The sequence below is a fragment of the Variovorax defluvii genome (genome assembly GCF_039541515.1).
Lineage (GTDB): Bacteria > Pseudomonadota > Gammaproteobacteria > Burkholderiales > Burkholderiaceae_C > Variovorax > Variovorax defluvii.
Genome location: NZ_BAABGJ010000011.1, coordinates 49,988 through 76,585, shown reverse-complemented (window position 1 = coordinate 76,585; position 26,598 = coordinate 49,988). Strand labels below are relative to the sequence as shown.

Annotated in this window: 23 protein-coding genes and 4 tRNA genes; 14 read left to right on the top strand and 13 right to left on the bottom strand. The window is 66.6% G+C overall.

Features of this window, described 5'->3' with window-relative positions:
• Positions 1-8: 8 nt before the first annotated feature.
• From ABEA07_RS07295 to ABEA07_RS07280, 4 genes are all read right to left on the bottom strand, one after another.
• Positions 9-85: transfer RNA gene (locus tag ABEA07_RS07295), tRNA-Gln, on the bottom strand.
• A gap of 66 nt (positions 86-151) precedes the next feature.
• Positions 152-1,015, bottom strand: coding sequence for a 4-(cytidine 5'-diphospho)-2-C-methyl-D-erythritol kinase (gene ispE / locus ABEA07_RS07290; protein WP_345536859.1), 864 nt, complete (start codon positions 1,013-1,015; stop codon positions 152-154).
• Positions 1,012-1,506, bottom strand: a complete 495-nt coding sequence (locus ABEA07_RS07285; RefSeq protein WP_345536858.1) for a lipoprotein insertase outer membrane protein LolB — start codon at positions 1,504-1,506, stop codon at positions 1,012-1,014. The genes ispE and ABEA07_RS07285 overlap by 4 nt, the downstream gene beginning before the upstream one ends.
• Positions 1,503-3,329, bottom strand: coding sequence for a tetratricopeptide repeat protein (locus ABEA07_RS07280; protein WP_345536857.1), 1,827 nt, complete (start codon positions 3,327-3,329; stop codon positions 1,503-1,505). The genes ABEA07_RS07285 and ABEA07_RS07280 overlap by 4 nt, the downstream gene beginning before the upstream one ends.
• An 81-nt stretch (positions 3,330-3,410) precedes the next feature.
• Between ABEA07_RS07280 and mutM the strand changes: the two genes are divergently transcribed.
• The 3 genes from mutM (at position 3,411) to mutY (ending at position 7,321) form a co-directional block, all read left to right on the top strand.
• On the top strand, positions 3,411-4,226 hold the full coding sequence (mutM, locus tag ABEA07_RS07275; protein ID WP_345536948.1) for a bifunctional DNA-formamidopyrimidine glycosylase/DNA-(apurinic or apyrimidinic site) lyase: 816 nt from the start codon (positions 3,411-3,413) through the stop codon (positions 4,224-4,226).
• 70 nt (positions 4,227-4,296) lie between these two features.
• Positions 4,297-6,258: a dynamin family protein gene (locus ABEA07_RS07270; protein WP_345536856.1), complete on the top strand. Its 1,962-nt coding sequence runs from the start codon at positions 4,297-4,299 to the stop codon at positions 6,256-6,258.
• Positions 6,248-7,321, top strand: coding sequence for an A/G-specific adenine glycosylase (mutY, locus tag ABEA07_RS07265; RefSeq protein ID WP_425584083.1), 1,074 nt, complete (start codon positions 6,248-6,250; stop codon positions 7,319-7,321). Before ABEA07_RS07270 ends, mutY begins: the two co-directional genes overlap by 11 nt.
• Here the strand turns inward: mutY and rapZ are convergent.
• From rapZ to ABEA07_RS07250, 3 genes are all read right to left on the bottom strand, one after another.
• The gene (rapZ, locus tag ABEA07_RS07260) at positions 7,318-8,196 is read right to left on the bottom strand and encodes an RNase adapter RapZ (RefSeq protein ID WP_345536855.1); all 879 of its coding nucleotides are present in this window, start codon (positions 8,194-8,196) and stop codon (positions 7,318-7,320) included. The two genes, mutY and rapZ, sit on opposite strands and share 4 nt — an antisense overlap.
• A 22-nt stretch (positions 8,197-8,218) precedes the next feature.
• The gene (gene recN / locus ABEA07_RS07255) at positions 8,219-9,901 is read right to left on the bottom strand and encodes a DNA repair protein RecN (protein ID WP_345536854.1); all 1,683 of its coding nucleotides are present in this window, start codon (positions 9,899-9,901) and stop codon (positions 8,219-8,221) included.
• A 142-nt stretch (positions 9,902-10,043) separates the two neighbouring features.
• Positions 10,044-10,940, bottom strand: a complete 897-nt coding sequence (locus ABEA07_RS07250; RefSeq protein ID WP_345536853.1) for an NAD kinase — start codon at positions 10,938-10,940, stop codon at positions 10,044-10,046.
• 28 nt (positions 10,941-10,968) lie between these two features.
• On the opposite strand from ABEA07_RS07250, the gene hrcA reads away from it, so the two are divergent.
• The 4 genes from hrcA to greB all read left to right on the top strand — a co-directional run bounded on the left by hrcA (position 10,969) and on the right by greB (position 12,842).
• Positions 10,969-11,973 carry a heat-inducible transcriptional repressor HrcA gene (gene hrcA, locus ABEA07_RS07245; protein ID WP_345536851.1) on the top strand — a complete coding sequence of 335 codons (1,005 nt, stop codon included), beginning with the start codon at positions 10,969-10,971 and terminating at the stop codon, positions 11,971-11,973.
• 35 nt (positions 11,974-12,008) lie between these two features.
• Positions 12,009-12,085 (top strand) — tRNA-Ile (locus ABEA07_RS07240).
• A gap of 59 nt (positions 12,086-12,144) precedes the next feature.
• A tRNA-Arg gene (locus ABEA07_RS07235) sits at positions 12,145-12,221 on the top strand.
• A 57-nt stretch (positions 12,222-12,278) separates the two neighbouring features.
• Positions 12,279-12,842, top strand: coding sequence for a transcription elongation factor GreB (gene greB, locus ABEA07_RS07230; protein ID WP_345536849.1), 564 nt, complete (start codon positions 12,279-12,281; stop codon positions 12,840-12,842).
• Between the two features lie 7 nt (positions 12,843-12,849).
• On the opposite strand, the gene ABEA07_RS07225 is transcribed toward greB, so the two are convergent.
• From ABEA07_RS07225 to ABEA07_RS07210, 4 genes are all read right to left on the bottom strand, one after another.
• Positions 12,850-15,105 carry a RelA/SpoT family protein gene (locus tag ABEA07_RS07225; RefSeq protein WP_345536847.1) on the bottom strand — a complete coding sequence of 752 codons (2,256 nt, stop codon included), beginning with the start codon at positions 15,103-15,105 and terminating at the stop codon, positions 12,850-12,852.
• Positions 15,106-15,198: 93 nt separating this feature from the next.
• On the bottom strand, positions 15,199-15,402 hold the full coding sequence (gene rpoZ / locus ABEA07_RS07220) for a DNA-directed RNA polymerase subunit omega (protein ID WP_076998296.1): 204 nt from the start codon (positions 15,400-15,402) through the stop codon (positions 15,199-15,201).
• 22 nt (positions 15,403-15,424) lie between these two features.
• Complete coding sequence (gmk, locus tag ABEA07_RS07215) at positions 15,425-16,045, bottom strand: guanylate kinase (protein ID WP_345536844.1); 621 nt, start codon at positions 16,043-16,045, stop codon at positions 15,425-15,427.
• Between the two features lie 14 nt (positions 16,046-16,059).
• Positions 16,060-16,974 carry a YicC/YloC family endoribonuclease gene (locus ABEA07_RS07210; protein ID WP_345536842.1) on the bottom strand — a complete coding sequence of 305 codons (915 nt, stop codon included), beginning with the start codon at positions 16,972-16,974 and terminating at the stop codon, positions 16,060-16,062.
• A gap of 92 nt (positions 16,975-17,066) precedes the next feature.
• On the opposite strand from ABEA07_RS07210, the gene ABEA07_RS07205 reads away from it, so the two are divergent.
• The 7 genes from ABEA07_RS07205 to ABEA07_RS07175 all read left to right on the top strand — a co-directional run bounded on the left by ABEA07_RS07205 (position 17,067) and on the right by ABEA07_RS07175 (position 22,548).
• Positions 17,067-18,074: a serine/threonine protein kinase gene (locus tag ABEA07_RS07205; RefSeq protein ID WP_086922215.1), complete on the top strand. Its 1,008-nt coding sequence runs from the start codon at positions 17,067-17,069 to the stop codon at positions 18,072-18,074.
• Positions 18,075-18,156: 82 nt separating this feature from the next.
• The gene (locus tag ABEA07_RS07200) at positions 18,157-19,065 is read left to right on the top strand and encodes a PP2C family protein-serine/threonine phosphatase (RefSeq protein ID WP_345536840.1); all 909 of its coding nucleotides are present in this window, start codon (positions 18,157-18,159) and stop codon (positions 19,063-19,065) included.
• Between the two features lie 26 nt (positions 19,066-19,091).
• Positions 19,092-19,820, top strand: coding sequence for a ribonuclease PH (gene rph, locus ABEA07_RS07195; protein ID WP_345536839.1), 729 nt, complete (start codon positions 19,092-19,094; stop codon positions 19,818-19,820).
• A gap of 22 nt (positions 19,821-19,842) precedes the next feature.
• A complete protein-coding gene (rdgB, locus tag ABEA07_RS07190; protein ID WP_345536838.1) occupies positions 19,843-20,442 on the top strand; it encodes an RdgB/HAM1 family non-canonical purine NTP pyrophosphatase in 600 nt (199 codons plus the stop codon).
• 92 nt (positions 20,443-20,534) lie between these two features.
• The gene (gene hemW / locus ABEA07_RS07185) at positions 20,535-21,722 is read left to right on the top strand and encodes a radical SAM family heme chaperone HemW (RefSeq protein ID WP_345536946.1); all 1,188 of its coding nucleotides are present in this window, start codon (positions 20,535-20,537) and stop codon (positions 21,720-21,722) included.
• A gap of 9 nt (positions 21,723-21,731) precedes the next feature.
• Positions 21,732-22,424, top strand: coding sequence for a TetR/AcrR family transcriptional regulator (locus ABEA07_RS07180; protein WP_345536837.1), 693 nt, complete (start codon positions 21,732-21,734; stop codon positions 22,422-22,424).
• A 36-nt stretch (positions 22,425-22,460) separates the two neighbouring features.
• A tRNA-Ser gene (locus tag ABEA07_RS07175) sits at positions 22,461-22,548 on the top strand.
• Positions 22,549-22,574: 26 nt separating this feature from the next.
• On the opposite strand, the gene ABEA07_RS07170 is transcribed toward ABEA07_RS07175, so the two are convergent.
• Together ABEA07_RS07170 and ABEA07_RS07165 are read right to left on the bottom strand one after the other, a co-directional pair.
• Positions 22,575-24,029, bottom strand: coding sequence for an HlyD family type I secretion periplasmic adaptor subunit (locus ABEA07_RS07170; RefSeq protein WP_345536836.1), 1,455 nt, complete (start codon positions 24,027-24,029; stop codon positions 22,575-22,577).
• Between the two features lies 1 nt (position 24,030).
• Positions 24,031-26,217 (bottom strand): type I secretion system permease/ATPase, encoded by a 2,187-nt coding sequence (locus ABEA07_RS07165; RefSeq protein ID WP_425584082.1) that lies wholly within the window; start codon positions 26,215-26,217, stop codon positions 24,031-24,033.
• Between the last annotated feature and the right edge of the window lie 381 nt (positions 26,218-26,598).

The following is a 26,598-nucleotide window of genomic DNA, read 5'->3' as shown; positions in this document are numbered from 1 at the left end:
TGAAGATTTGGCAGGGGAGAAAGGATTCGAACCTTTGCATGCTGGAATCAAAATCCAGTGCCTTAACCAGCTTGGCGACTCCCCTACACAGGTTGGCAGCCAGAAGCCACCCACCGATATATGTCGCATCAAACCACAGAGTGGCCTGATTCTAGGTCGCCCAGCCCACGAGGGGATGGGAGTCCAGATTGCTGCACTTGCGAACCTGCCAGCCCGAAGGCGCCGGGTCCAGTTCCATGTTCGACGGCATGGCCGCGAATACCGAACTTCCCGAGCCGGTCATCCGAGCATTGAGTCCTTGATCGCCGAGCCATCGGATGGCTTCGGTGACCGCGGGACAGAGCCTCTCGGCAACCGGCTGCAGATCATTGCGACCGAAGTCAAGACTTTGGGTCTTGCCCTCGTTGCAAGCAACGTGTGCAGCAAAGCCAGAGAGTATAGCAGGTGGCGTGGCTCGGTGGAGGTCCGGTGCCGAAAAAATGAGGCCGGTATCCAGCCCTTCCGGCGGCTTGACGACAGCGAAGCGTCCGCCGGGCAGGTCGATAGGCGTGAGCCTTTCGCCGATGCCTTCGACCCAGGCATTGCGGCCGCGCAGGAAGAAGGGGACGTCGGCGCCCAGATCCAAGCCGATCTCCTCCAGTTTGGACAGCGGAAGATCGAGCCCCCACAGACGATTGAGCGCCAGCAGGCATGTGGCGGCATCCGATGAGCCGCCGCCCATGCCGGCCTGCGCGGGCACCCGCTTCACGATGCCGATGTGCGCGCCCAGCGGCGTGCCTGCTGCGGCCTGGAGGGCCCGGGCCGCGCGCAGCACGAGGTCCTCGGGCGGCAACGCGGTCGTGAGGTCCTCGCGGCTGAGGAGGCCGTCGCTGCGTGCTTCGACGTGAAGGGTATCGCACCAGTCGATCAGCATGAACACCGACTGCAGCAGGTGATAACCATCCGCGCGCCGGCCCGTGATGTGCAGAAACAGGTTGAGCTTGGCGGGTGCCGGAAGATCGTACAAGGCCTTCATGCGCGCTCGAACACGATGCGCAGGTCCGCGCGCGGCCGGGGCGACTCGCGCGTAGCCTGCAGCCGGCCGGTGCCGATCTGCGAGAGGTCGGGCCGCCAGCCGGGCACGCCCGCATCGCGGCCGGCCAGCCAGTCGAACAGCGCACCGACGGGTATGACGGCACCGGTGGCCGCCTCGATCAGCGCGTCGACCGAATCGAAGCGGCGTGTTTCGCTGCCGTTCCTCAGCAGGGCTTCACCCGGTGCCCAGTGCAACTGCGCCAGCGTGTTGCCGATCGGGCTGGTCAGGAGGAGTTCGCCCGATACCGGATTGCCGCGCAGTTCAAACAAGGCCGAGAAGGTCTGCGCCGGCTCGCTGTCGATGCGCAGCGCGAGCCGCCCGCTCCATGCCTGTCCCGACGCTTCGTCGCGAGACCGGCCACCGGGGCTCGCACAGCCGGCCAGGAACAAAAGCCCGGCCGGACCGGTGCCGAAGAAGAGGCGGCGCTTCAAAGCTTCACGCGCAGACGCTTGAGCGTCTCCTGCAACGTCTCGTTGTCCGAGTCGGCCAGGTAGGCTTCCTTCCAGATCGACAGCGCACGATCTCGCTGACCCTTGACCCACAGCACCTCGCCCAGGTGCGCCCCGATCTCGGGGTCGGGCCGGCGCTTGTAGGCAGCTTCGAGGATGCGCATGGCCTCGTCGGTGTTGCCGAGGCGGAATTCCACCCAGCCGAGGCTGTCGGCGATGAACGGATCCTCCGGCGCGAGCTGCACGGCCTTCTTGATCAGCGTGCGCGCCTCTTCCAGGCGAATCTTGCGATCGGCCAGCGAGTAACCCAGAGCGTTGTAGGCGTTCTGGTCGTCGGGCTTGAGCTCGATCAGGCGGCGCAGCAGACGCTCCATTTCGTCGAGGCGGTTCAGCTTCTCGGCCACCATCGCCTTGTCGTAGATCAGGTCCGTGTCCTCGGGCTTGGCCGTGCTGGCCTGCGCCAGCATGTCGTAGGCGGCCTGGTACTGCTTGGCGTCGCGCAGCAACTGGACCTCGGCCATGAATTTCTGCTTCTTGTCCTCTTCATTGCGCTCCGGCAGTGCCCGCACCAGTTCGCGGGCCTGCGGGAGCTTTCCTTGCCGCGCGAGAAGGGACGCGCGACGCGTCTGCGCCGCCACCAGGTCGTCGGTGCTGTCGATGCGGGAAAGCCAGTGCTCGGCGCCGACGAAGTCCTTGCGCCGCTCGGCCAGTTGCGAGAGCAGCAGGAATGCTTGCGTCTGCCCCCGGCTGCGCGCTTCGGGGTTGTTGCCGGGCGCGTCGGCCATCGCGATATAGCGCTTGAGCGAGCTTTCGGCAGCGGCGTCCTGGCGCGCCTGGGTCTGCAGGCTGCCCAGCAGCAGCCAGGGCTCGGGCAACTCCGGGCGTGCCTTGGTGAGTGCCGCGAGTTCTGCGCTGGCATCGGCGTAGCGCCGTCCTTCCACGAGCACGCGCGCGTAAGCGATGCGAAGCTCGGGAAGAGCCTTGGGCCCGGCCAGGTAGCGCTTGACCAGCGCCTCTGCGTCGGGCCGGTCGGGATCGATCAGCTCCAGGGCCAGCAGCACCGGTGCGTCGGCAGAGGGGTCCATTTCGTGGCCCTTGCGCGCCGCCTCGAGTGCGCCCGGGGCATCGCCTGCGGCCAGCCGGAGCCGGCCGATCGCGCTCCAGGCCGCACCCCCGGTCGCAGGGTTCTTGAGTTCCTCGGCCAGTGCCTGCTCGACCACCGACACCGCGAGCTTCTTGTTGGTCGCCCGGGCATAGTTGCGCGCGATGAGGGCCATCAGGAAGGAGCGTTCCCCCGGGGGCGTCGCGGCCAGTTCGGCCTTGAGTGGCTCGACGGTTTCGCCGATGCGATTCAGCGCGACCAGGATCTGGAGTTCAAAGCGTCGCGCATCGCGCGAATCCGGCAGGGCTTCTTTCCAGGCGCGCGCCGCGGCGAGTGCGGCGTCGCCGGAACGCGCCTGAAGCGCGATCTCGACGGAGCGCTGGAACAGCCTGGCGTCGCGCGAACGCCGCGCGGCATCCAGCACCAACGCGTAACCCGAACCGGGATCGCCGGAACGTGCTGTCAGCTCGCCCATCAGGACTTCGTAGAACAGCTCGGCGGTCATGGCCGAAGGCCGGACCGGCTCCTCGCGCGGAGCGGCGGCTGCGACGGTGGCTGCAGGCGGGGCTGCCGGTTCGATGAGGGGGGCGGGACTGGTCGGTTCGGCAGGCGCGGGCAGCGAGGGCTGCGCCTGCGCGCCCAGGGTGATCAAGGCCAGGAGCGCGGCCGCCGCGAGGCGGGATCGGCGGGGCGAGGGGGTCATCGAACCATAATAATCCATGGCTTTCGAGCCATGGCCGTGCGGGTCTTCGACCCCGTCTTGTTTTCGTGTCAGCGTTCCTCCATGCCTGAACTACCCGAAGTTGAAGTGACACGGCTGGGCTTTGCCTGGCGTATCACCGGCGCGCGCATCGAAGCGGTGCGGCTGGGCAAGCCGCTGCGATGGGCCTTGGCCGTCGAGCCTGCCGAACTGGTCGGTCGTACAGTGCGAGATGTACGCAGGCGCGGCAAGTACCTTCTGGTGGACCTGGACGTCGGCTTGCTGCTGATGCACCTGGGCATGTCGGGCAGCCTGCGTTTCGACCTCGGACTGCCGGCGCCCGGAACGCACGACCATTTCGACCTGGTGACCAGCCGAGGCACGTTGCGACTCAACGACCCGCGGCGTTTCGGCGCGGTGGTCTACGCGCATGACGAGAACGCGCCGCTGGCTGCCAAGTTGTTGGGTGGCCTTGGCATGGAGCCCCTGGAGGCGACCTTCGACGTCGATCGCTTTCACGAGGGATTGCGGCGCCGCAACGCCTCGATCAAGCAGGTCCTGCTGGCAGGCGACCTGGTCGTCGGGGTCGGCAACATTTATGCGTCGGAGGCATTGTTCATCGCGGGCATCCGGCCCAGCCTGCCAGCCTCGCGGATCAGCCGCCCGCGCGCGGTGCGGCTGCATGCCGCGGTGCGGGAAATCCTGGCACGTGCTGTCGAGCGCGGCGGCAGCACGCTGCGCGACTTTGCCAACGTGGACGGACAAAGCGGCTATTTCCAGCTGGAAGCCAGCGTCTACGGCCGTGCCGGCCAACCCTGCAGGGTGTGCGCCACCCCGGTTCGGCAGATCCGGCAGGGGCAGCGCTCCACATATTTCTGCCCCAAGTGCCAAAAGTACTGAAAGCCCGTCAGACTACGAAGTCAGCAGCACCATCCGGTGCTAATATTTTGTAAGCAACCCTTACACGCACTTGACTCGCTCTTTCAATCAGCAGTTCGACCAGCACGGCGCCTGGCGACGCAATTTCGCGCACCGCCTGAAGTGGCTATCGCGGTGGCTGGACGAGAACGAGCTCATGGACCAGAGCGTCGCCGAGCGGCTGCGTGAGCTGGAGTCGCAAATGCGCACCAGCAAGGTCATGGTGGCCTTCGTGGCCGAGTTCTCGCGCGGCAAGTCCGAGCTGATCAACGCGATCTTCTTCGCCGCCTACGGCCGCCGCATCATGCCGGCCAGCGCAGGCCGCACGACCATGTGCCCGACCGAACTGGGTTATGACCCGTCCTTCCAGCCCTGCCTGCGCCTGCTGCCGATCGAGACCCGGTTGGAGCCGCACTCGCTCGCGCACTGGCGCGATCAGTCCGAGCGCTGGACCGAAATCGCCATCGACGTCGAAGACGCCGAGCAGCTCTCGCAGACGATGAACAAGGTGGCCGAGGTCCGGCGCGTTTCCCTGGATGAGGCGCGCGCCCTCGGCTTCTGGAGCGACGAGACCCCCGAGGACAACCCGGTGCCCGATGCCGACGGTCAGGTCGAAATCCCGCGCTGGCGCCATGCGTTGCTCAATATGCCGCATCCGCTGCTCGAACAGGGGCTGGTGATTCTCGACACCCCCGGCCTCAACGCGATCGGCGCCGAGCCCGAACTGACCGTGAGCCTGATTCCCCAGGCCCACGCCGTCGTGTTCATCCTGGGCGCCGACACCGGCGTGACTCGGTCGGACCTGGCCATCTGGCGCGAGCATCTGATCACCGAGGGCGACCCGGGCGAGACGCGCATCGTGGTGCTCAACAAGATCGACACCATGTGGGACACGCTGAGCACCCCAGCCCAGATCGACGCCCAGATCCAGCGCCAACGCAAAGGCGCAGCTGAGCTCCTGGGCGTGCCCTTGACGCAGGTGCTGCCGGTCTCCGCGCAGAAGGGCTTGCAGGCCAAGATCCGGCGCGACGTGCCCTTGCTGCAGGCCAGCCGCCTGCCAGCGCTCGAGGCGGTGTTGGGCGAAGGGTTGCTGGGCCGGCGCGAACGCATGTTGCGACTCGCCGTGGATGCCGGCATCGCGGCCCTGCAGTCGGAGGCGGCGCGCATTCTCAAGGTGCGCCAGCGCGATCTGTCGGAGCAAGCGCTCGAGCTGCAGGGCTTGCGAGGCAAGAACGTGTCGGTCATCCGCCACATGCGCACGCGCATCGAGCAGGAGCAGAGCGAGTTCGAAGGCAGCAACACGCGCATCCTGGCGCTGCGCTCGGTCCAGGGCAAGCTGCTGCGGGAGGTCTATGCGGTCCTGGGCAGCACCGCATTGAAGGCCGACATGGGGCGCCTGTCGGCAGCGCTCAAGCGGCCCGGTATCAAGTTCAATGTGCGCAAGGCCTATGGTGCGACCTTCGATGCGCTGCGCAACAACCTGCGCGAAGTGCAGGCGACTACGGCCGAGATCCAGTCGATGCTGCATGCGACTTTCCGCCAGCTCAATGCCGAGCACGGGTTTGCGCTGCAAGCGCCCGCCGAACCGGATCTGGCGGGCTTCCAGGAGCAACTCAGCCAGATCGAACGCAGCCATCTCCACTACCTCGGGATCGGCAACATGCTGAAGCTCGCCCAGCCGGATTTCTGCGACAAGCTGGTGCGTGCACTGGCCAGCCGGCTGCGCGTGGTCAACGAAGCCGCGATGACCGAGGTGGAGCGCTGGAGCAAGAGCGCGGGCGCCCAGCTCGACGCGCAGCTCAAGGAGCGGCGCCGCAACTTCACCAAGCGCATCGAGGCGGTCGAGCGCATCCAGAACGCCGCCGGCAACCTCGACGAACGCCTCGCGGAACTCGCCGCCCAGGAAAGCGGACTCGCCGAGCTGCACGTGCGCTTGCGCGAGTTCACCGCGCTGCTCACCAGCAACGAGGCGCCGAACGCGGCCTCGGCGCGCGGCGAACTCAGTGCGGCCTGAGGCGCCGGGACCGGCGGCGCAGCGACTGCCGCCCGACTTTGCCGCGCGCGTCGTGACCTGGCAGCGCAGCCACGGCCGCAGCGAGCTGCCGTGGCAAAACACGCGGGACCCCTATCGTGTCTGGCTCTCCGAGGTCATGCTCCAGCAGACCCAGGTCTCGACGGTGCTGGGCTACTTTTCGCGCTTTCTCGAGCACTTTCCCACCGTGGCGGCGTTGGCCGCGGGCACGGAAGACGAGGTGTTCGGTCTCTGGAGCGGCCTGGGCTACTACAGCCGCGCCCGGAACATGCACCGCTGCGCGCAAGAGGTGGTCGCGCGCTTCGGGGGTGTCTTTCCGCGCACCGCTGCCGAGTTGCAGACGCTGCCGGGCATCGGCCGCTCGACCGCAGCCGCCATCGCCGCTTTCTGTTTCGGCGAGCGGGTCGCGATCCTCGACGGCAACGTCAAGCGTGTGCTCACGCGCGTGCTGGCCTTCGATGGCGACCTTGCGACTGCCGCGCAGGAAAAGAGCTTGTGGGCTTTGGCGACGGCGCTGCTGCCCCCGGCAGCGCAGCACGGCGACATTGCCGGCTATACACAGGGCCTGATGGATCTGGGCGCCACCGTCTGCCTTCCGCGCAAGCCGAGCTGCATGATCTGCCCGGCAAGCGAACTTTGCGCGGCGCGGCGGGCCGGCGAACCCGAGCGTTTCCCGGTCAAGACGCGCAAGCTGCGGCGCACCGCCCAATCGCTGTGGATGCTGAAGGCGCATGACTCGCAGGGTCGCGTGTGGCTGGAAAAGCGACCCTCGCGCGGCATTTGGGCCGGGCTGTACTGCCTGCCCGTTGACGAAAGCCGGGGCGCATTGCTGGACCGCCTGTCGTTGGACGCGCGCCGAACGGCCCACGACGGCCCGGCCTTCGTTCACGTATTGACGCACAAGGACCTGCACCTTCACCCGGTATCGGTCCACTGCCCGGACACGCATGCCCCGACCGAGGCCGGCCACTGGTTCGAGGCCGGCGAGTGGGCCGCGCTCGGCTTGCCGGCCCCGGTGCGCAAGCTCCTGCAATCGCAGGATTAGCTCATCGCGTCCAGTTCCCGGTGCCGCTTGAGCGCGGACCAGCGCCCCCCAAAGCCGCGCGCAAGTTGCTCCACCAGGAACACCGATCGGTGCTGGCCCCCGGTGCAGCCGATTGCCACCGTCACGTAGCTGCGGTGATCACGGACCAGAGCGTCGAGCCAGCGCTGGAGGAATTGCTCGATGTCGCCGTACATGCGGGCGACATCGTCGTGTTCTCGCAGCCACTCGATCACCGGCGCATCCCGGCCGTTGAGGGCGCGCAGCGTGGGCACATAGTGCGGATTGGGGAGCATGCGCACGTCGAATACGTAGTCGGCATCCAGCGGCACGCCGCGCTTGAAGGCAAAGGACTCGAACACCAGCGTGAGCGCGCTTTCAGGTGCCGCGATCAGCGCCTTGATGTAGCTCTGCAGCTGCGCCGGCCGGATGAGACTGGTGTCGATCACGTCGGCGCCATCGCGCAGCTCCGCGAGCAGCTCGCGTTCGAGTTCGATGGCCTGTACCAGCACGCGCTGCTGCTCCGGCGCATCGACACCGCCGTCATGGCGCGACAGCGGGTGGCGGCGTCGTGTTTCCGAGTAGCGGCGCACCAGCGCGTCGGTGGTCGCATCCAGAAAAAGGGAACGCAGGGACACGCCTTCGCCGCGCAGCCGCTCCAGTTGCTGAGGCACCAGCGGCAGCGAGACGCCGCTACGCACGTCCATCGCGATGGCCACGCGCTCGGCCTCTCGCTCGCGCTGGAGCGCGATGAAGGGGATGAGCAGCTCGGGCGGCAGGTTGTCGACGCAGTAATACCCTGCGTCCTCGAGGGCATGCAGGGCCACGGACTTGCCGGAGCCGGACATGCCGGTGATCAGGAGCAGTTCCAAGCTCATTTCAGTCACCTCCGCGCTGCGCTCATGCCGAAACCTCCGGCGTCTTCTTCCCCAGCATCTCGCGGGCATGCGCCAGCGAGGTCTGGGAGACGCGTTCCCCACCCAGCATGCGGGCGATCTCGCGGGTTCGGGTGTCTTCGTCGAGCGTCGAGACCTTGCTCTCTGTGCGGACGCCGTCGCGGTCCTTGCTGCTCGTCTGGTGTTTGGCGACCAGCAGATGGTGGTCCGCACAGGCCGCCACCTGCGGCAGATGGGTCACGGCCAGCACCTGCCGATCGCGGCCCAACTGCTTCATCAGCCGGCCGACGGTTTCGGCCACGGCCCCGCCGACACCCGCGTCGACCTCATCGAAGATCAGTGTCTGCGCCGTGCCGAGCCGGCTGGTGGTGACGGCGATCGCGAGTGCGATGCGGGACAGTTCTCCGCCGGAGGCCACCTTGCCGATCGGTCGCGGCGTACTGCCCGGGTGGCCGGCAACCAGGAATGCGACTTCCTCGAGTCCGTGCCGGGCAGGTTCTGCCAGCGCTTCCAGCGTGACCTCGAAACGCCCGCCTTGCATTCCCAGCCCCTGCATGGCCTGCGTGATGGCTTGGGCCAGTCGTGGGGCGGCCTGCGCGCGCGACTTGCTCAGGGCCCGTGCTTCCTTCAGGAACGCCTGCCGGGCCGCCTGTTCGGCGGCCTCCAGCGCCCCCAGGTCGCTTTGGGCATCCAGCGTGTTCAGCTCGGCCCGCCAGCCGGCCAGCAGCGCCGGCAGCTCGTCCGGCTGTCGTTTGTATCGGCGCGCCAGCGACAGCCAGAGCCCCATCCGCTCGTTCAATTCGGCGAGCCGCTGCGGATCGGTGTCGGCCTCGCGCAGGTAGCCGTGCAGCGAATGCGCCGCATCGGAGGCCTGGGCGATGCTCGACGCCAGCACCTCGCCCAGATCCTTGAAGGCCGGCTCGATGTGCTCGCAATCCTGCAGCAGCGCGAGGGCACGGCCGAGTGCGGCGAGGGCGCCATGTTCCTCGTCCTCCAGCGCGCTGGAGGCACCTTGGGCTGCGTCGATGAGTGCCTGTGCGTTCGAGATGCGCGTATGGATGGCCGACAGCTCCTCCCATTCGTCCTCGCCGGGCGCGAGCTTTTCCACCTCGCCCACCTGCCATTGCAGGCGCTCGCGCTCGCGCTGGAGCGAATCCTGTGCCGAACGGGCTTTCTCCAGGGCGGCGATGGCCTGGCGCCAGCGCTGCCAGACCGAGCCGAGCGCGCTCTCGTCGGCACCGGCGTAGGCGTTTAGAAGCCCGCGCACCGCTTCGGGCCGCGTCAGGCTCTGCCATGCGTGCTGGCCGTGAATGTCCAGCAAGCGGTCGCCGAGTTCGCGCAACTGCGCGGCGGTGGCGGGGCTGCCGTTGATCCAGCCCCGACTGCGACCCTGAAGATCGACAGTCCGGCGCAGCAGCAGGGCCTCGCCGGGCTCGAAGCCTCCCTCGTCCAGCCAGGCCGCCAGGGACGGGTCGGCGTCGAATTCGGCGCTGACGTCCAGGCGGTCGGCGCCTTCGCGCACGGCCCCGGCGTCTGCGCGATTGCCCAGGGCGAGTTGCAGGGCGTCGATCAGGATCGACTTCCCGGCGCCGGTCTCTCCAGTGAGGACGGTGAAGCCCGAGGCCAGGTCGAGTTCGAGCGCGCGCACGATGACGAAATCGCGCAAGGCGATGCGACGAAGTGCCATCTCAATACCCGCCCGGGTGCGCCGGGAACTCGGCGTGGCAAGTCCGTGGCGAATGGTGAGCAGGTCGAGCCTTCGGGCTCGTTGGAATACCTTGGCCTGCGATTGCGGTATCCGTTTTCGAAACGGCCATGCGGCTCATGGATCAGGAACCTCCTTCGTTCCAGTGCAGCTTCTTGCGCAGCGTGTCGAAATAGCTCCAGCCACGGGGGTGCAGGAAGCGCACGCGATAGTCGGAGCGGCGGACCACGACCTGGTCGCCGATGGCCAGCGAAGCCAGGGATTGCATGTCGAAATTGGCGCTGGCATCGCGACCGCTCACCAGCTCGATCGACACCTCGTCCGCATCGGGCATGAGGATCGGCCGGTTCGACAGCGAATGGGGTGCGATCGGCACCATCACCCATCCTGGCACCGCTGGATGCATCAGAGGCCCGCCGGCGGAGAGCGCATAGGCGGTGGAACCGGTGGGGGAGGCCACGATGATGCCGTCGGCACGATGATTGGCCACGAAATGGTGACCCACCGTCACCCGCAGTTCCACCATGCCCGAAGTGGCGCCGCGGTTGACGACCACGTCGTTCATGGCGAGAGCGTGGAAAACCGGTGCGCCGTCGCGCATCACCTTGGCCTGCATCAGGCTGCGGTGGTCTTCCTCGTACTCGCCCGCCAGCATGGGGGTCAGGACCGTGCGGTAGTCATTCAGCGAGATGTCGGTGATGAAGCCGAGCCGCCCGCGGTTGATGCCGATCAGGGGCAGCCCGTAGCAGGCCAACTGGCGCCCGATGCCGAGCATGGTGCCGTCGCCGCCGACCACCAGGCCCAGGTCGCACTGGCGGCCGATCTCCTCGACGGTCAGGGCCGCGCGGCGGGTCTGCGGGGGCTGGCTGTCCGGCGCCTGCTCGACGACGACCTCGCAGCCCTGCGATTCCAGGAAGGCGCCGATTTCCTCCATGGTCTCATCCTGCGCACCGGCCTGCGCTCGCCCGCCCGCGGGCTGGTACTTGCCGATCAATGCCACGCGCCGGAAGCTAGATGTCATTCGTAAATTACAACACTAAAATCTTTCAATGCTGGACGAACGCGCCAAGTTGCTGCTCAAGACTCTGGTCGAGCGCTACATTGCCGAGGGGCAACCCGTAGGCTCCAGGACGCTGTCCCGGGCCTCGGGTCTGGAGCTGTCACCCGCGACCATTCGCAACGTCATGTCCGACCTCGAAGCGCTCGGACTGATCGCCAGTCCACATACGTCCGCCGGCAGGGTGCCGACAGCGCGTGGCTACCGGTTGTTCGTCGACACCATGCTGACGGCGCAGCGTGAGGACTTCACCGCGCCCAGTATCGCGCCGGACCAGCCTCAGAAGGTGATCGCCAACGCGGCCACGCTGTTGTCCAACCTTTCCCAGTTCGTCGGTGTCGTGATGGCGCCCCGCCGCGCATCGGTGTTCCGGCAGATCGAGTTTCTGCGGCTGTCGGAGCGCCGTTTGCTGGTGATCATCGTGTCACCCGACGGGGACGTGCAGAACCGCGTCATCTTTCCCGAGGTCGACTATTCGCAGTCGCAACTGGTGGAAGCCTCGAACTACATCAACTCGCACTTCGCGGGCCTGTCGATCGAGCAGGTACGAGACCGCCTGCAGTCCGAGATCGAGCAGTTGCGGGGCGAGATCGCGGCGCTCATGCAGGCGGCCGTGCAGGTCAGCTCCGAGGTCATGACCGAGGCGCAGGACGAAGTCGTGATCGCAGGCGAGCGCAACTTGCTGTCCGTCACCGACTTTTCCAGCGACATGAGTCACCTGCGCCGCGCCTTCGACCTGTTCGAGCAAAAGGCCCAGTTGCTGCGTCTGCTCGACGTCTCGAGCCAGGCGGAGGGCGTGCGCATCTTCATCGGTGGTGAGAGCCAGGTCGTGCCTTTCGAGGACCTTTCCATCGTGAGTGCGAACTACGAGGTGGACGGCGAAGTGGTCGGCACGCTCGGCGTCATCGGGCCGACGCGGATGCACTACGACCGGATGATCCAGATCGTGGACATCACGTCGCGGCTGGTTTCCAACGCTTTGTCGCACCGCAAGTAGAGCCGCGACGCCGCCCACTAGAATCCCGCCAGCGTGGGCCGTTAGCTCAGTTGGTTAGAGCAGCGGACTCATAATCCGTTGGTCCCTGGTTCAAGCCCAGGACGGCCTACCACCGCGCTCAGCACACGTACGAGGAGCGGCCCGCATAAGCGTGCTATACTCGCAAGCTGTGCGGCTGTAGCTCAGTTGGATAGAGTACTTGGCTACGAACCAAGGGGTCGTGGGTTCGAATCCTGCCAGCCGCGCCATCATCAGGAAAGCCTGCAACGAAAGTTGCAGGCTTTTTTCCTTTGGAGCGTGTGGCGATGAGCAAGGCATTCACCAAAGAAAGCGATGCAGACGACGACGATGCCGAACCGGGCAGTGCGCCGCCCTTGCCTGCTGGCGGCAAGAACTACATCACTCCCCAGGGGTATGCGCGTTTGCGGGCCGAGTTGATCGATCTGATGGACGTGGAGCGACCCAAGGTGGTCGAAGCGGTTCATTGGGCCGCCAAGAACGGCGACCGGTCGGAGAACGGCGACTATCTCTATGGGAAGAAGCGGCTGCGCGAGATCGATCGGCGCATTCGCTTTCTAACCAAGCGGCTGGAGATCGCGGAGGTGACTGATCCCGCCGTTCATCATGGGCGCGACCAGATCTTTTTCGGCGCCACGGTGCGCTATGCCGACGAAACAGGCGACGAGCGCGAACTGACCATCATGGGCATCGACGAGGCCGACAGTGCGCACGGCCAGGTGAGCTGGATCTCGCCGATCGCGCGAGCCCTGCTGAAGCAGCGCGAAGGCGACGTGGTCAGGCTCGCCACGCCCGGGGGCGTGCACGACATCGAGATTCTGTCGGTGAGTTACCCACCGCCGGTCGGCTGAACCAGGCTCAGAGCGCCGGCACGGTGCGTGCCGCCGCGAGAACCGAGGGCGTGCGGCGCGCGGCCCGCAGGACCGCCTCGAGATGGGCGCGGTCCCGAACCGCGATCACGAATCGAAGATCGGTGGAGTCCTGAGGTGTCTCGTCGGCCATTTCCACGTGCGTGATGTCGGCTTCCGCGTCAGCGAGGGTGGACGCCACGCGCGCCAGGACCCCTTTGTCGTTGCGGACCGTGATGACCACGCCCGTCTCGAAGGTCCGCACCGGTTCATCCGCCCACTCGACGGCGAAGAATCGCTCGCTGTCCTTGTGCCGCAGGCGCTGGCCGACGCCACAAGACTCCGTGTGCACGACCAGGCCTTCACCGTGGCCCAGGTATCCCACGATCGGGTCGTCCGGAATAGGCCGGCAGCACAGCGCAAAGCGGACCGAGGAGTTTTCGCTGCCGTCCAGCGTGACCGCGCCCTGCGAGACGGCTTCGTGCGCCGTGAAGCGCTCGCGGCTGAGCATCAGGGCATCGGGCTTTTCGCCGCGTTCGGCCAAGAGCGCCATCAGCCGCTTGGCCACGATGCTGGCGATGCGCTTGCCCAGGCCGATATCGGTGAGAAGTTCCGAGCGCGTCCGGTTGCCCGTGAAGCGCAGCAGCTTTTCCCAGATCTGCTGATGTTCTTCGTCGTCGCCCGGCAGTTTGCCCAGGCCTTCGGCGCGCAGCGCTTGGGCCAGCAATTTCTCGCCCAGACCCTCGGACTCGGCATGGGCCAGTGTCTTGAGGTAGTGGCGGATCTTCGAGCGCGCGCGGCCGGTGCGCACGAAGCCCAGCCAAGCCGGGTTGGGTGTGGACACGGGAGCCGTGATCACCTCCACCACGTCACCATTCTTGAGTTCGGTGCGAAGCGGCACCTGGTCGCCGTTGATGCGGGCGGCGGAAGTGTGGTCGCCGATGTTGCTGTGGATCGCGTAGGCGAAGTCGACCACCGTGGCGCCGCGCGGGAGGGCCAGGATCTGGCTCTTGGGCGTGAAGACGTACACCGCATCGGGAAACAGATCGACCTTCACGTGGTCCCAGAACTCGGCGGCATCGCGCGTCTCGTCCTGGATGTCGAGCAGGGATTGCAGCCACTTGGTGCCCAGGCGATCTCCCGACGGGGTACTCGGCTCTGACGCCTTGTAGAGCCAATGGGCTGCCACGCCGGACTCGGCCACCACGTGCATGGCCTCGGTGCGCAGCTGGAATTCGACGCTGACGCCCGCCGGCCCCACCAGCGTGGTGTGAAGGGACTGGTAGCCGTTGAGTTTCGCGATCGCGATGTGATCCTTGAACTTGCCGGGCAGCGGCTTGTACATCTGGTGCAGGATGCCCAGGCCCGTGTAGCAGGCGATCACCGACGGCACGATCAATCGGAAGCCGTAGATGTCGGTCACCTGGGCGAAGCTCAAGTGCTTTTCTTCCATCTTGCGGTAAATGGAATAGAGCGTCTTTTCCCGACCGGCGATCCGCACGCTCATGTTGGCTGCGGCGAAGGCGGCTTCCAGCTCCTGCTGCACTTTCTGGATCAGGTCGCGGCGCCGGCCGCGGGCCTTGGCGACGGCCTTGGCAAGGATCGCGTAGCGCCAGGGTCGAAGGTGGCGGAAGGAGAGATCCTGCAGTTCCCGGTAGGTCTGGTTGAGGCCGAGCCGATGCGCGATGGGCGCGTAGATATCCAGGGTTTCGCGAGAGATGCGCGCCCATTTTTCCCGCGGGGCATCTTCCAGGGTGCGCATGTTGTGTGTGCGGTCCGCCAGCTTGACCAGGATGACACGGACGTCGCGCGCCATCGCCAGCAGCATCTTGCGGAAGGACTCTGCCTGATTCTCCTCGCGCGTGTTGAAGCGCAGCTTGTCCAGCTTGGTGAGGCCATCCACCAGCTCCGCGACGGGCGCGCCGAAGCGCTCGATCAGTTCTGCCTTGGTGACGCCGCAGTCCTCGATCGCGTCGTGCAGCAGGGCGGCCATCAGCGCCTGGGCATCGAGCTTCCATTCCGCGCACTGCGCGGCGACCGCGATCGGGTGGGTGATGTAGGGCTCGCCGCTGTTGCGCAACTGGCCCAGGTGGGCTTCGTCCGCGAAGCGGTAGGCGCGCCGGACCTGCTCCACGTCTTCTGGGCTCAAGTAATCGAGCCGATCGGTCAACGCGGCAAAGCTGGCCGCGGCCGCGTTCAACGCCGCCGGGCTGGGCCGTGGCGCGCCATTGGGGGCGCCGGACGGGGACTTGACAACCGCGCTCATGTTTGTCACTTTAGCTCGGCCGCCGGTTCGATGTGTTTATGCAACAAAAAAGCACCGCCCTGCGGTGCCTTTTTGTTGCAGCTGTGCGTCAGCTCAGCCGGGGACTTTTTTCAGCATCTCCAGGCCGATCTTGCCTTCGGCAATTTCGCGCAAGGCCGTCACGCCGGGCTTGTTCTTGCTCTCGATCTTCGGGGCGTGGCCCTGGCTCAGCATGCGCGCACGGTAGGTGGCGGCCAGGACGAGCTGGAAGCGGTTGGGGATGTGCTCGAGGCAGTCTTCGACGGTGATGCGGGCCATGGATATCTTTCGGCGAACGGAATCAAGGGATGTTCAGGGCGGCGAAGGTGTCGGCACGGGCGCGGCGCTGTGCGGAATACCGAAGCCGCTGAGCGTGGACGATCGCTTTGAGGTCGAAAAGTGCGCGCTCAAATAACTCGTTGATTATAACGAAGTCGAACTCGCTGGCGCGCGCCATCTCTTCGGCGGCGTTCTGCAGCCGAAGTTCGATGACCTCGGCGCTGTCTTCCCCGCGCCGCTCCAGCCGGGAACGCAGTTCCTCCCAGCTCGGGGGCAGGATGAAGATGGTTACTGCATTCGCGAAAGTCTGGCGGATCTGGGTGGCGCCCTGGAAATCGATCTCGAGGATGACGTCGGCGCCCGTGGTGATCCGATCCTCGATCGCCTTCTTGGAAGTGCCATAGCGCTGCCCGTGGACATGGGCCCACTCGACGAAAGCGTCGGCCGCGATCATGGCGTCGAACTCGGCATGCGGCACGAAGAAGTACTCGCGCCCATGCTTTTCCTGGCCGCGCGGCGGCCGGGTGGTGTGCGACACCGAGGGCTGCACCGCCGAGTCGAGCTCCATCAGTGCCTTGACCAGGCTCGACTTGCCGGCACCGCTGGGCGCGGCGACCACGAAAATATTGCCGGGGTAATCCATTCGCTGCTTCCCTGTCATTCGATGTTCTGGACTTGCTCTCGCATCTGCTCGATCAGGACTTTCATGTCCACCCCGATGCGGGTGAGTTCGAGCGTGGCCGATTTCGAGCCCAGCGTGTTCGCCTCGCGGTGCAGTTCCTGGATCAGGAAGTCGAGACGTTTGCCGATCTCGCCCCCTTTCTTCACCAGGCGTTCGATCTCGTCCAGATGCGACCCCAGCCGCGTGAGCTCCTCCGCCACGTCGATGCGGATCGCGAAGGCGGTGGCTTCTGTCAGCGCGCGGTCCTGTGCTGCGTCGGGGGGGGTGCCGCCGCTCGCGCCCATGGCTTCCTGCCAGCGTTCCAGGAAGCGGCTGCGCTGCTGCTCGACCAACTGCGGGACCAGCGGCAGGGCCTGCGCCACCAGGCCACGCAGCAGCGCCAGGTGGTCCAGCAGCATCTTCGCGAGGCGTCCTCCCTCGCGCTCCCGCGCCGCGACCAGATCCTCGAGCGTCTTCGCGGCCAGGTCCGACAGATCGGGGCCCCAGTCATTCCTCGTGCTCGTGTCGCCAGCCGCCAGGCGCAGGACATCGGCCACGCTCAGCTCGCGTGCGCCGGGTAGCCAGGCGCGGATGTGGTCCTGCACCCCGTTGAGCCGCTGCAGCAGCTTGGACGACGGATCGGCAATGGCGGCGGCTCCGCTGCTATCGATCGCCGCGCGCAGTTCGACCTTGCCGCGCTTGAGGCGCGCCGTCAGCAGCTCCCGCAACGTGGGCTCGTGCTGGCGAAGCTCTTCCGGGAGCTTGAAAGTAAGGTCGAGAAAACGGCTATTGACCGAACGGATTTCGACCCCGAGCCGGCCTGCGGCCGCGGCCTTGATGTCGGCCTCCGGGGGGCCGCCGGCCGGGCCGCTCTGGCCGCTGGCATAGCCGGTCATGCTGTAAACTGGCATTGCGCCTCGCTCTTGATTTCGTGTCCACGCACCGAGACGACGGCATCGCCTTCGCTTGCCGCACCCCTGTCTTCGGGCGAAACTCCCGGATTATGTCAAAGGTCAAACCTTCGCCCTTGCTGCCTGACACGGTCATCGGCGGATACCGCATCGTGCGTCGTATCTCCGCAGGCGGCTTCGGTGTCGTCTATCTCGCCGTCGACCATTCGGGGCAGCAGGTGGCGATCAAGGAATACCTTCCCTCGTCACTCGCCACCCGCGGCACCGGCGAACTCGCGCCGCAGGTGCCGCCCGAGAAGCTGTCGTTGTACCGCCTGGGGCTGAAGAGTTTCTTCGAGGAGGGGCGGTCTCTCGCGCAAATCTCCCATGCATCGGTCGTCAGCGTGCTCAACTTCTTTCGCGAGAACGAGACCGTCTACATGGTGATGAACTACCTGGAGGGCGCGACCCTGCAGGACTTCATCGTCACCGCACGCGACCTCAAGAAGCAGAAGGTCTTCCGCGAATCCACCATCCGTTCGCTTTTCGACGAGATCCTCCGGGGGCTGCGGATCGTGCACCAGCACAAGATGCTGCACCTGGACATCAAGCCCGCCAACATCTTTGTCACCGACGACGACCGCGCCGTGATGATCGACTTCGGCGCCGCGCGCGAGGTGCTCTCCAAGGAGGGCAACTTCATCCGCCCGATGTACACGCCCGGCTTCGCAGCCCCCGAGATGTACCGTCGCGATTCCTCCATGGGCCCATGGACCGACATCTACGCCATCGGCGCGTGCATCTACGCCTGCATGCAGGGCTATCCCCCCAACGACGCGCCCCAGCGAATCGAAAAGGACCGCCTCGGCCTCTCCCTTTCCCGCCTGCGCGGGATCTATTCCGACAACCTCATCGAGGTGGTGGAGTGGTGCATGTCGCTCGATCCGCTCTCGCGTCCCCAATCCGTCTTCGCGCTGCAGAAGGAATTGAGCCGCGAAGGCGAGCGCCGCTACACCAAGCTCACCGTGAGCGAGAAGGTGCGCCTTTCGATCGACAACATGCGTTCGTTCGAGAAGAAGGGCCTGCCCAAGGCCGCAGCCCCAACCACACGCCCCGCATGACCACCCTCTTTGCTTCCCGCTTCGGATGTCCGCTCTCCCTGCCAGGGAGGCTCAGCGCCCTTCAGGCCGCGTGGGGCGCGCCGTGAAGTTTTCCGTCTTCCAGGTCAGCCGCAAAGGCGGTCGGCTCAAGAACGAAGACCGCATGGGCTACTGCTACACGCGCGAGTCGGGTCTGTTCGTGCTGGCCGATGGCATGGGCGGGCATCCCGAAGGCGAGGTCGCGGCGCAGATGGCGCTGCAGACCATCGCGGCGCTTTACCAGCGCGATGCGCGGCCGCTGCTCAAGGACGTCAAGGCCTTCCTCACCTCCGCGGTGATGGCGGCGCACCAGCAGATCATGCGCTATGCGGGCAACAAGGGCATGCTGGACACCCCGCGCACCACGGTGGTGGCGGCCGTGATCCAGGGCAATGCCGCGACCTGGATCCACTGCGGCGATTCCCGCCTGTACGTGATACGCGACGGTGCGCTGCTCACGCGCACGCGCGACCATTCCCATGCCGAGCGCCCACGACCCGGCGGCGCCAACGAAGTCGTCAACCGCAACCTGCTGCTGACCTGCCTCGGTTCGCCGACCACGCCCCTCTTCGACGTCACCGCGCCGCTGCCGCTGCAGCGCGGCGACCGCATCATGCTGTGCTCCGACGGCCTGTGGAGTGTGCTCGACGAAGCCCTGATCGTTCGGACGCTGTCCTCCGGAAAGCCCGTTTCGGACGCCGCGCCCGATCTGGCCGAGATGGCATTGCGCAACGGCGGCACCCACAGCGACAACGTGACGTTGATCGCCCTCGAATGGGAAACGCCCGATGCCGCCGGCCAGACGCGCGGCGTGTCCACGGACAGCATCAACGACGGCGTGTTCGCCTCCACCATCCAGGCCGGCATGCCCTCGGACAGCGAACTCGATGATCTCGACGAGGACGCCATCGAGCGCTCGATCGCCGAGATCAACGAGGCCATCAAGCGCTCCTCGGCCGCGCGCAAGTCCTGATTTTTTCCTCCTTTTCCGGGTTCGACATGACAGTTTTCGTACGAAGCGGCGGACGTGCCGCCGATCAACTGCGGCCGGTCCGCATCACGCGCGGCTTCACCATCCATGCCGAGGGCTCGGTGCTCATCGAGTTCGGCCAGACCCGCGTGCTGTGCACCGCCTCCGTCGAAGAGAAGGTGCCGCCGCACAAGCGCGGCAGCGGCGAGGGCTGGGTCACCGCCGAGTACGGGATGCTCCCACGCGCCACCCACACGCGCAGCGACCGCGAGGCCGCGCGCGGCAAGCAGAGCGGCCGCACGCAGGAGATCCAGCGACTCATCGGCCGCTCGATGCGCGCCGTGTTCGACCTGGCCGCACTTGGCGAGCGCACCATCCACCTCGACTGCGACGTGCTCCAGGCCGACGGAGGCACCCGCACGGCCGCCATCACCGGCGCTTTCGTGGCGGCGCAGGACGCTGTCAACAAGCTGATCGCGGCCGGCGCGCTGGCGGCATCGCCGATCCGGGGGCACGTGGCCGCCGTGTCGGTGGGCATCGTGCAAGGTACCCCACTGCTGGACCTCGAGTATGTCGAGGATTCCGCGTGCGACACCGACATGAACGTGGTGATGACCGGCGCAGGCCACTTCGTGGAGGTGCAGGGCACCGCCGAAGGCGCGGCCTTCTCGCGCGAGGAAATGAACGCGCTGCTGCTGCTGGCCGAAAAAGGCATCGCCGAACTGACCGTGCTCCAGGCCCAGGCCCTGGCTGGTTGATGCAACGCGCGGACGAGCAACGATGAGACTGGTCCTCGCTTCCAACAACGCCGGCAAGCTGGGCGAGCTGCAGCAGTTGTTCGCGCCCCTGGGCGTCGCGCTGATAAGGCAGTCGGAGCTCGGCGTCGGCGAGGCGGAGGAGCCCTTTTGCACCTTCGTCGAGAATGCGCTGGCCAAGGCCCGCCATGCGGCGAAGCTGACCGGCCTGCCGGCCATCGCCGACGATGCCGGCCTGTGCGTCCAGGCCTTCGGCGGCCTGCCCGGCGTGGCCACGGCCTACTACGCGACGCAGTTCGGCTACGAGAAGGGCGACGCCAACAACGTGCGCGCGCTGCTCGAGCAGATGGCAGGCATCGAGGACCGCCGCGCCGCCCTCGTGAGCACGCTGGTAGCGCTGCGCAGTCCCGAGGACCCGGAGCCGCTCATCGCTGTCGGCCGCGCCGTGGGGCAGATCACGCGCGAGCCGATCGGCGACAACGGATTCGGCTTCGATCCGGTGATGTGGCTGCCCCAGTTCGGCAAGACTTTCGCCCAACTGCCCGCCTTAGAAAAGAACGCCCACAGCCACCGCGGCCAGGCGGCGCGTGCCATGCTGGCCTTGATCCGGGAACGCTGGCTGTGAGCCGTGCCATTCCCATCGCCGACGAGCGCCAGCAGCTGCCCCTGCAGGAGGGGGCAGGCGAAGCGGAGCGCGCCAACGACGTGCTGCACTGGATGCGCCCCGGTCCGCTCCAATTGACCGCCTTGCCCCCGCTCGCGCTCTACGTCCACATGCCGTGGTGCCTGCGCAAGTGCCCCTACTGCGATTTCAACTCGCACGAATGGCGCGGCATGGCCGATGACAGCGACGCGCCATGGCCGGAGCAGCGCTACCTCGACGCGCTGATCGCGGACCTCGATGCGGCGCTGCCGCTGATCTGGGGGCGCAGCGTGCACAGCGTCTTCATCGGCGGCGGCACGCCCAGCCTCTTCTTGCCGACCTCCATCGACCGCCTGCTCGGCGATCTGCGCGCCCGCCTCAAGCTGGCGCCCGACTGCGAGATCACGCTGGAGGCCAATCCGGGCACCTTCGAGCGCGATCGCTTCCGTGCCTACCGCGCCGCAGGGGTGACGCGGCTGTCCGTCGGCGTGCAGAGCTTCGACGACGCCCATTTGAAAGCGCTGGGCAGGGTCCACGACCGCGCCCAGGCCATCGCCGCCGTGGAGGAGGCCGCCCACGCCTTCGACACCTTCAACCTCGACCTGATGTATGCGCTCCCGGGCCAGACCCTCGAGCAACTCGACGCGGACCTCGGCCAGGCGCTGGCGCTCGGGCCGCCGCACCTGTCCGTCTACCACCTGACGATCGAGCCCAACACTTATTTCGCCAAGTTCCCGCCCGCGTTGCCGGACGACGACAGCGCCTACGCGATGCTCGACCGCATCACCGAACGCACCGGGCAGTCCGGGCTGGAACGCTACGAGATCTCCGCCTATGCGGGCAGCGGCCACCGCTGTGCGCACAACACCAACTACTGGCAGTTCGGCGACTACCTCGGCATCGGCGCGGGTGCCCACAGCAAGCTGAGCTTTGCCCACCGCATCGTGCGGCAGGTGCGCTTTCGCGAGCCGCGCCTCTACATGGACAAGGCCCTGGCCGGGCGTGCGGTCGCGCAGTGCGACGAGGTCGGCATCGCCGAGCTTCCTTTCGAATTCATGCTCAATGCCTTGCGTCTGAAGGATGGCTTCACGCTGGCCCAATTCGGCGAGCGCACCGGCCTGGCCGTCACGGCGATCCAGCGTGGCCTCGAGGAGGCCGAGCGCAAAGGCCTGGTCGAGCGCGACCTTGCACGCGTCTGGCCCACCACCCGCGGTTTCGATTTCCTGAGTGACTTGCAGACCATCTTCCTTCCCGACCGCTGAGAGTTCCCCATGTCGACCCGAACCATGCCGGACGAAGTCAAGCGCCGCTCGCGCGGACGTCCCAGCCCGGAACAGGCGGCCGCGCTGCGAGAGTCCTTCCTCGCCGCGGCGCTGAAGTCCTTCCTCGAACTGGGCTATGCCGCCACCAGCATCGAGGCCATCGCGCGCGATGCCGGCGTCGCCAAGATCACCATCTATCGCCAATTCGAAAACAAGGAGGCCCTGTTCCGCGAGGTTGTCCACCGGGCCGTCAGCAGTGCCCGCGAAAACATGCAGGCCCCCCTGGTGCGGACCGATGCGGACGAGCGGGAGGTGCTGCTCGACCTGGTCGAGCGCATGTACCTCAGCGCCACAGAACCGCAGACCCTGGCGTTGCTGCGCCTGGTCATCGCCGAAGCGGTGCGCTTCCCGGAACTGGCGAAGTCGCTGTACGCGGAGAACAGCTACGTGCTGGCGCCGGTGGTCGAGTACCTGGCCGAGGCGCACCGTGCCGGCAAGCTGTATGTGCCCGATCCGGAGCTGTCTGCGGTCCAACTCTCGACACTGGCTTTCGGCGGTGTGCGCTTCTTCATCTCCAAGCCCTTGGCCGGGCCCGAGGAGCGCCGCGCATGGGCCGAGGGCGTGGTGTCGCTGGTGTTGCGTGGCTGGATGCCGGCGCCCGCCGGCGCCGGTGCCGCCGACATGCCCGGCGGCGGGCACTAGAATCGATGCCGCGCCCGTGCAAAGCGGGTGCGCTCCGGAGAGTTGGGTGAGTGGTTTAAACCAGCAGTCTTGAAAACTGCCGACGGGCAACCGTCCGTGAGTTCGAATCTCACACTCTCCGCCACCTGCGGTACAGCACGGCTTGCGCTCTCAGCGTTCCTTCAGGCTCTCGTTGGCGTGCTGCAGCAGCGGGCTCAGAAAGTACTCGATGACGCGCCGCTTGCCGGTCTTGACTTCGACGGCGACGGCCATGCCCGGGCTCAGGTTGACCTTTCTGCCCTCGACCTGGACGGCAGCCTCCGACAGCTTGACGCGCATCGAATAGATCAACCCGCGCTTTTCGTCCTGAATCGCATCGTTCGACACGTGGTTCACCTCGGCAGGGATGACGCCGAACTTGGTGTATTCGAAGGTCTCCACCTTCACCGCGGCCTTCTGGCCTGCGTGAACGAAGCCGATGTCCTTGTTCTCGATGAACGCTTCGACTTCCAGCGCATCATCGCGCGGAACGATGACCATCAAAGCCTGTGCCGGCGTGACGACGCCCCCCACCGTATGAATCGCCAGCTGCTGCACGACGCCATCCACCGGCGACGCCAGCGTCATGGCACCGGCGCGCGAGTCCGCCTTGATGTGGTCCTGGCGCAGCAATTCGGACTTCTGCCGCGCCTCGTTGGCGCCGTCGTATGCCGCGCGCACTGCCTCGGCGACCGTGGCCTTGCGCTGCGCCCGTGCCTCTCGCAGCGATGCGTCGATCTCGCGCAAGCGACTGCGCTGTGTCGCCAGATCCGCTTCCAGTTCGATGCGCGCCTGCTCGCGCTCGAGGTAGCCGTGTCGCGACACGAAGTTCTCTTCGACCAGGCGCTTGTAGTCCTGCGCGCGCTGCCGCACGATCGGCGCGGTCTGCTCCAGCTTGCGCACCATGGCCGAGACCGTCTGCTGTTCCGCCTCGCGCCGCTCGATGTCGCTCTCGACGCGCGCGAGCTTGGTGCGCAGTTCAGCATACTGGGCGTCCAGCAGGGCCTGCGCCTGCGCCCGCTCATTCGGCGCTGTCCCGGGGACGGACCCCAGCCGCGGCGGCGCGGAGGCGCGGCCGAGTTCCAGAGGCCGCAGCGCGGCCAGGAGCGCCTCGGCGCGCGCACCCTGCAGATAGGCTGCAGTCAGTTCGCCGCCCACGCGGCTGACATCCGCCGACGCCGTGGTCGCGTCGAACTCCACCAGCACCTGCCCGGCCCTCACCGCCTGGCCGTCGCTCACCAGGATGCGCTTGACCAGCGCGGTCTCCAGCGGCTGGATCGTCTTGACCCGGTTGCCCGGCACGACCTTGCCCTGGCCGGTCGCCACGACATCGATCCTTCCGAAAACGGACCATGCCAGCGTGATGAACGCGAAGGCCATCAGCAACCACATGGTCACGCGAGGCAGGGGCGAAACCGGGGTCTCCTGCAGCGACAGCGCGGCCGGCAGAAATTCCGCCTCTTCCGGCAGCAGTCTGCGCGGCGCCATCGTCTTGCGCTGAGCCCATGCGAAGCCGAAGACTTTTCGATAGCGATCCAGCAAATCGCCAGCCGCCTGGAAGCGCTGCTTCATTCCCAAGGCGCTCATCTCAACCCTCTTGCATGCGGCACAGCCGCGCGTAGTAGCCGTCGTCGTTGGCTGCGAGCTCGGCGTGGCTGCCCGTTTCGACGATCTGTCCCCGGTCGATCACGACGATGCGATCGGCGTTGCGCACCGTCGACAGCCGGTGGGCGATGATCAGCACGGTGCGACCGCTGCAGATCGCCTTCATGTTGTCCTGGATGATCCGCTCCGATTCGTAGTCCAGCGCGCTGGTGGCTTCGTCGAAGATCAGGATGCCCGGGTTGGTCAGGAGCGCTCGGGCGATCGCGATGCGCTGGCGCTGCCCGCCCGAGAGCGAGGCGCCGTGCTCTCCCACCATCGTGTCGTAGGCGTCGGGCAACTCGCTGATGAAGTCGTGCGCGCCTGCCAGTTGCGCGACCCGGATCACCGCCCCCATCGGCGCGCCCGGGTCGGACAGCGCGATGTTCTCGCGGATGGTGCGGTTGAACAGCACGTTCTCCTGCAGCACCACCCCGATCTGGCGGCGCAGTGACGAGGTGTCGGCGAGCGCCAGATCCGTGCCGTCGATCAGCACCCGCCCGCGCTCGGGCACGTACATGCGCTGGACCAGCTTGGCCATGGTGCTCTTGCCCGAACCGGAGCGGCCTACGAAGGCCACCACCTGGCCCGGCTCGATGGTGAGCGACACGCCGCGCAGGACTTCGGGCGTGTTCGGCCGATAGCGGAACACCGTCTGATCGAACTCGATGCGGCCGCGCACGGCGGGCATTGCCGTCTTGTTGCCGACGATCTCCGTGCGGGTGTTGAGGATGTCGCCCAGTCGCTCCATCGAGATGCCGATCTGCTGGAACTCGGTCCACATCTGGGCGAGGCGCATCACCGGGTTGGCCACGTGGCCGGCGAGCATGTTGAACGCGATCAGCTGGCCGACCGTCAACTGGCCGTCGATCACGAGCTTGGCGCCCATCCACATCGTGGCCACCGTCACGAGCTTGCCCACCAGGTTGATGCCGCTGCCCGCCACCGTGGAGATCGACACGGCGCGCAAGCCGGCCTTGACGTAGGCGGCGAGCTGGTTGTCCCATTTGCGCGTCCACTGCGGCTCGACCGCCATGGCCTTGATCGTGTCGATGCCGCTGACCGACTCCACGAGGAAGGACTGGTTGTCCGCGCCGCGGTTGAACTTCTCGTTCAACCGGGCGCGCAGCGCCGGCGTGAACAGCAGGGACAGCATGAAATAGCAGGGCAGCGAGAGCACGACGATCAGCGTCAGCCACGCGCTGTAGTACAGCATCACGCCCAGGAAGACGACGGAGAACACGAGGTCCAGCACGACGGTGATCGCGTTTCCGGTGAGGAAGGAGCGGATGTTCTCCAGCTCACGCACCCGCGCGACCGAGTCGCCCACGCGCCGCGCCTCGAAGTAGGCCAGCGGCAGGGCCAGAAGGTGGCGGAAGAGCCTGGCTCCGAGCTCCACGTCGATGCGGCTGCTGGTGTGCGCGAACACGTAGCTGCGCAGCGCGCCCAGGATCACTTCGAAGATGCTCACCACGAGCAGGCCGACCGCGATCACGTCCAGTGTCGAGTAGCCCCGGTGCACGAGCACCTTGTCCATGACCACCTGGAAGAACAGTGGCGTCACCAGGGCGAACAGCTGCAGCACCAGCGACACGAACAGGACTTCGAGCAGCAGCTTGCGGTACTTGACCACCGCGGGAATGAACCAGCTGAAGTCGAACTTGGCCAGCTCGCCCGCCAGCGAGGCCCTCGATGCGAAGAGGATCATCTCGCCCGACCAGCGCTCGGCGAAGGCCTGCACGGTCATCAGCTCGGGCCGGCCGACCTGTGGATCCTGGACCAGGACCCGCGCCTCTTCTCCTTCACCATGGCAACGGCCGACGATGAAGAAGGTGCCGTCCTTGCCCGTCGCGATGGCCGGCAGCGGTGTGGTCGGCAGGCGGGACAGTGCCGGCCGCACGCGCCTGGCCTGCAGGTCCAGCTTCTTGGCCGCGAGCAGGATCTCGAACGGACCCAGCGGCTTGCCCGATTCCGTGAACTCGTGCGCGATCTGCATCGGATCGACTGCCACTGAATGAAACCGGGCGATTGTCACAAGGCATGCCAGCCCGGTATCAGGAGGCGCCGTTGCTTGCGCGGTCGAAGCTCCATGCGGGTCCAGGGCCGCCGCAGCCGGCATGACGGTGCTAGTCATTCATCTCTTCGCTCGCTTTGCAGCGCATGAGCCGGCTGAGTTGCCGATCTTGGAAGGGTCCCCGAGGGTGGACGGTAGGCCCCGGAAAATTACATGCAAGCTACACATCGCGGACGAGGCGGACTTTGCAAACTTTGCAACGATGCCGCGCGACGCGCGCACTGGGTTCGTTCACTAGTTCTCATCCTGACCGACCTCCTTGGTCGCGTATGGCATCGGTAACGGGCGTGGCTCTACCTTGGCAGGGTGCGGGTTCATACCGCAGCGTGGAGAACGTGGTTCACCGGTCTGCCCTTGCTGCTCCGCTCGTCGAATCCAGGTGTTCGCCTTCCTCGTCATGCCGCGCGGCTTGAACCGGTCGCACGGGCCTCAGGAGCCCTG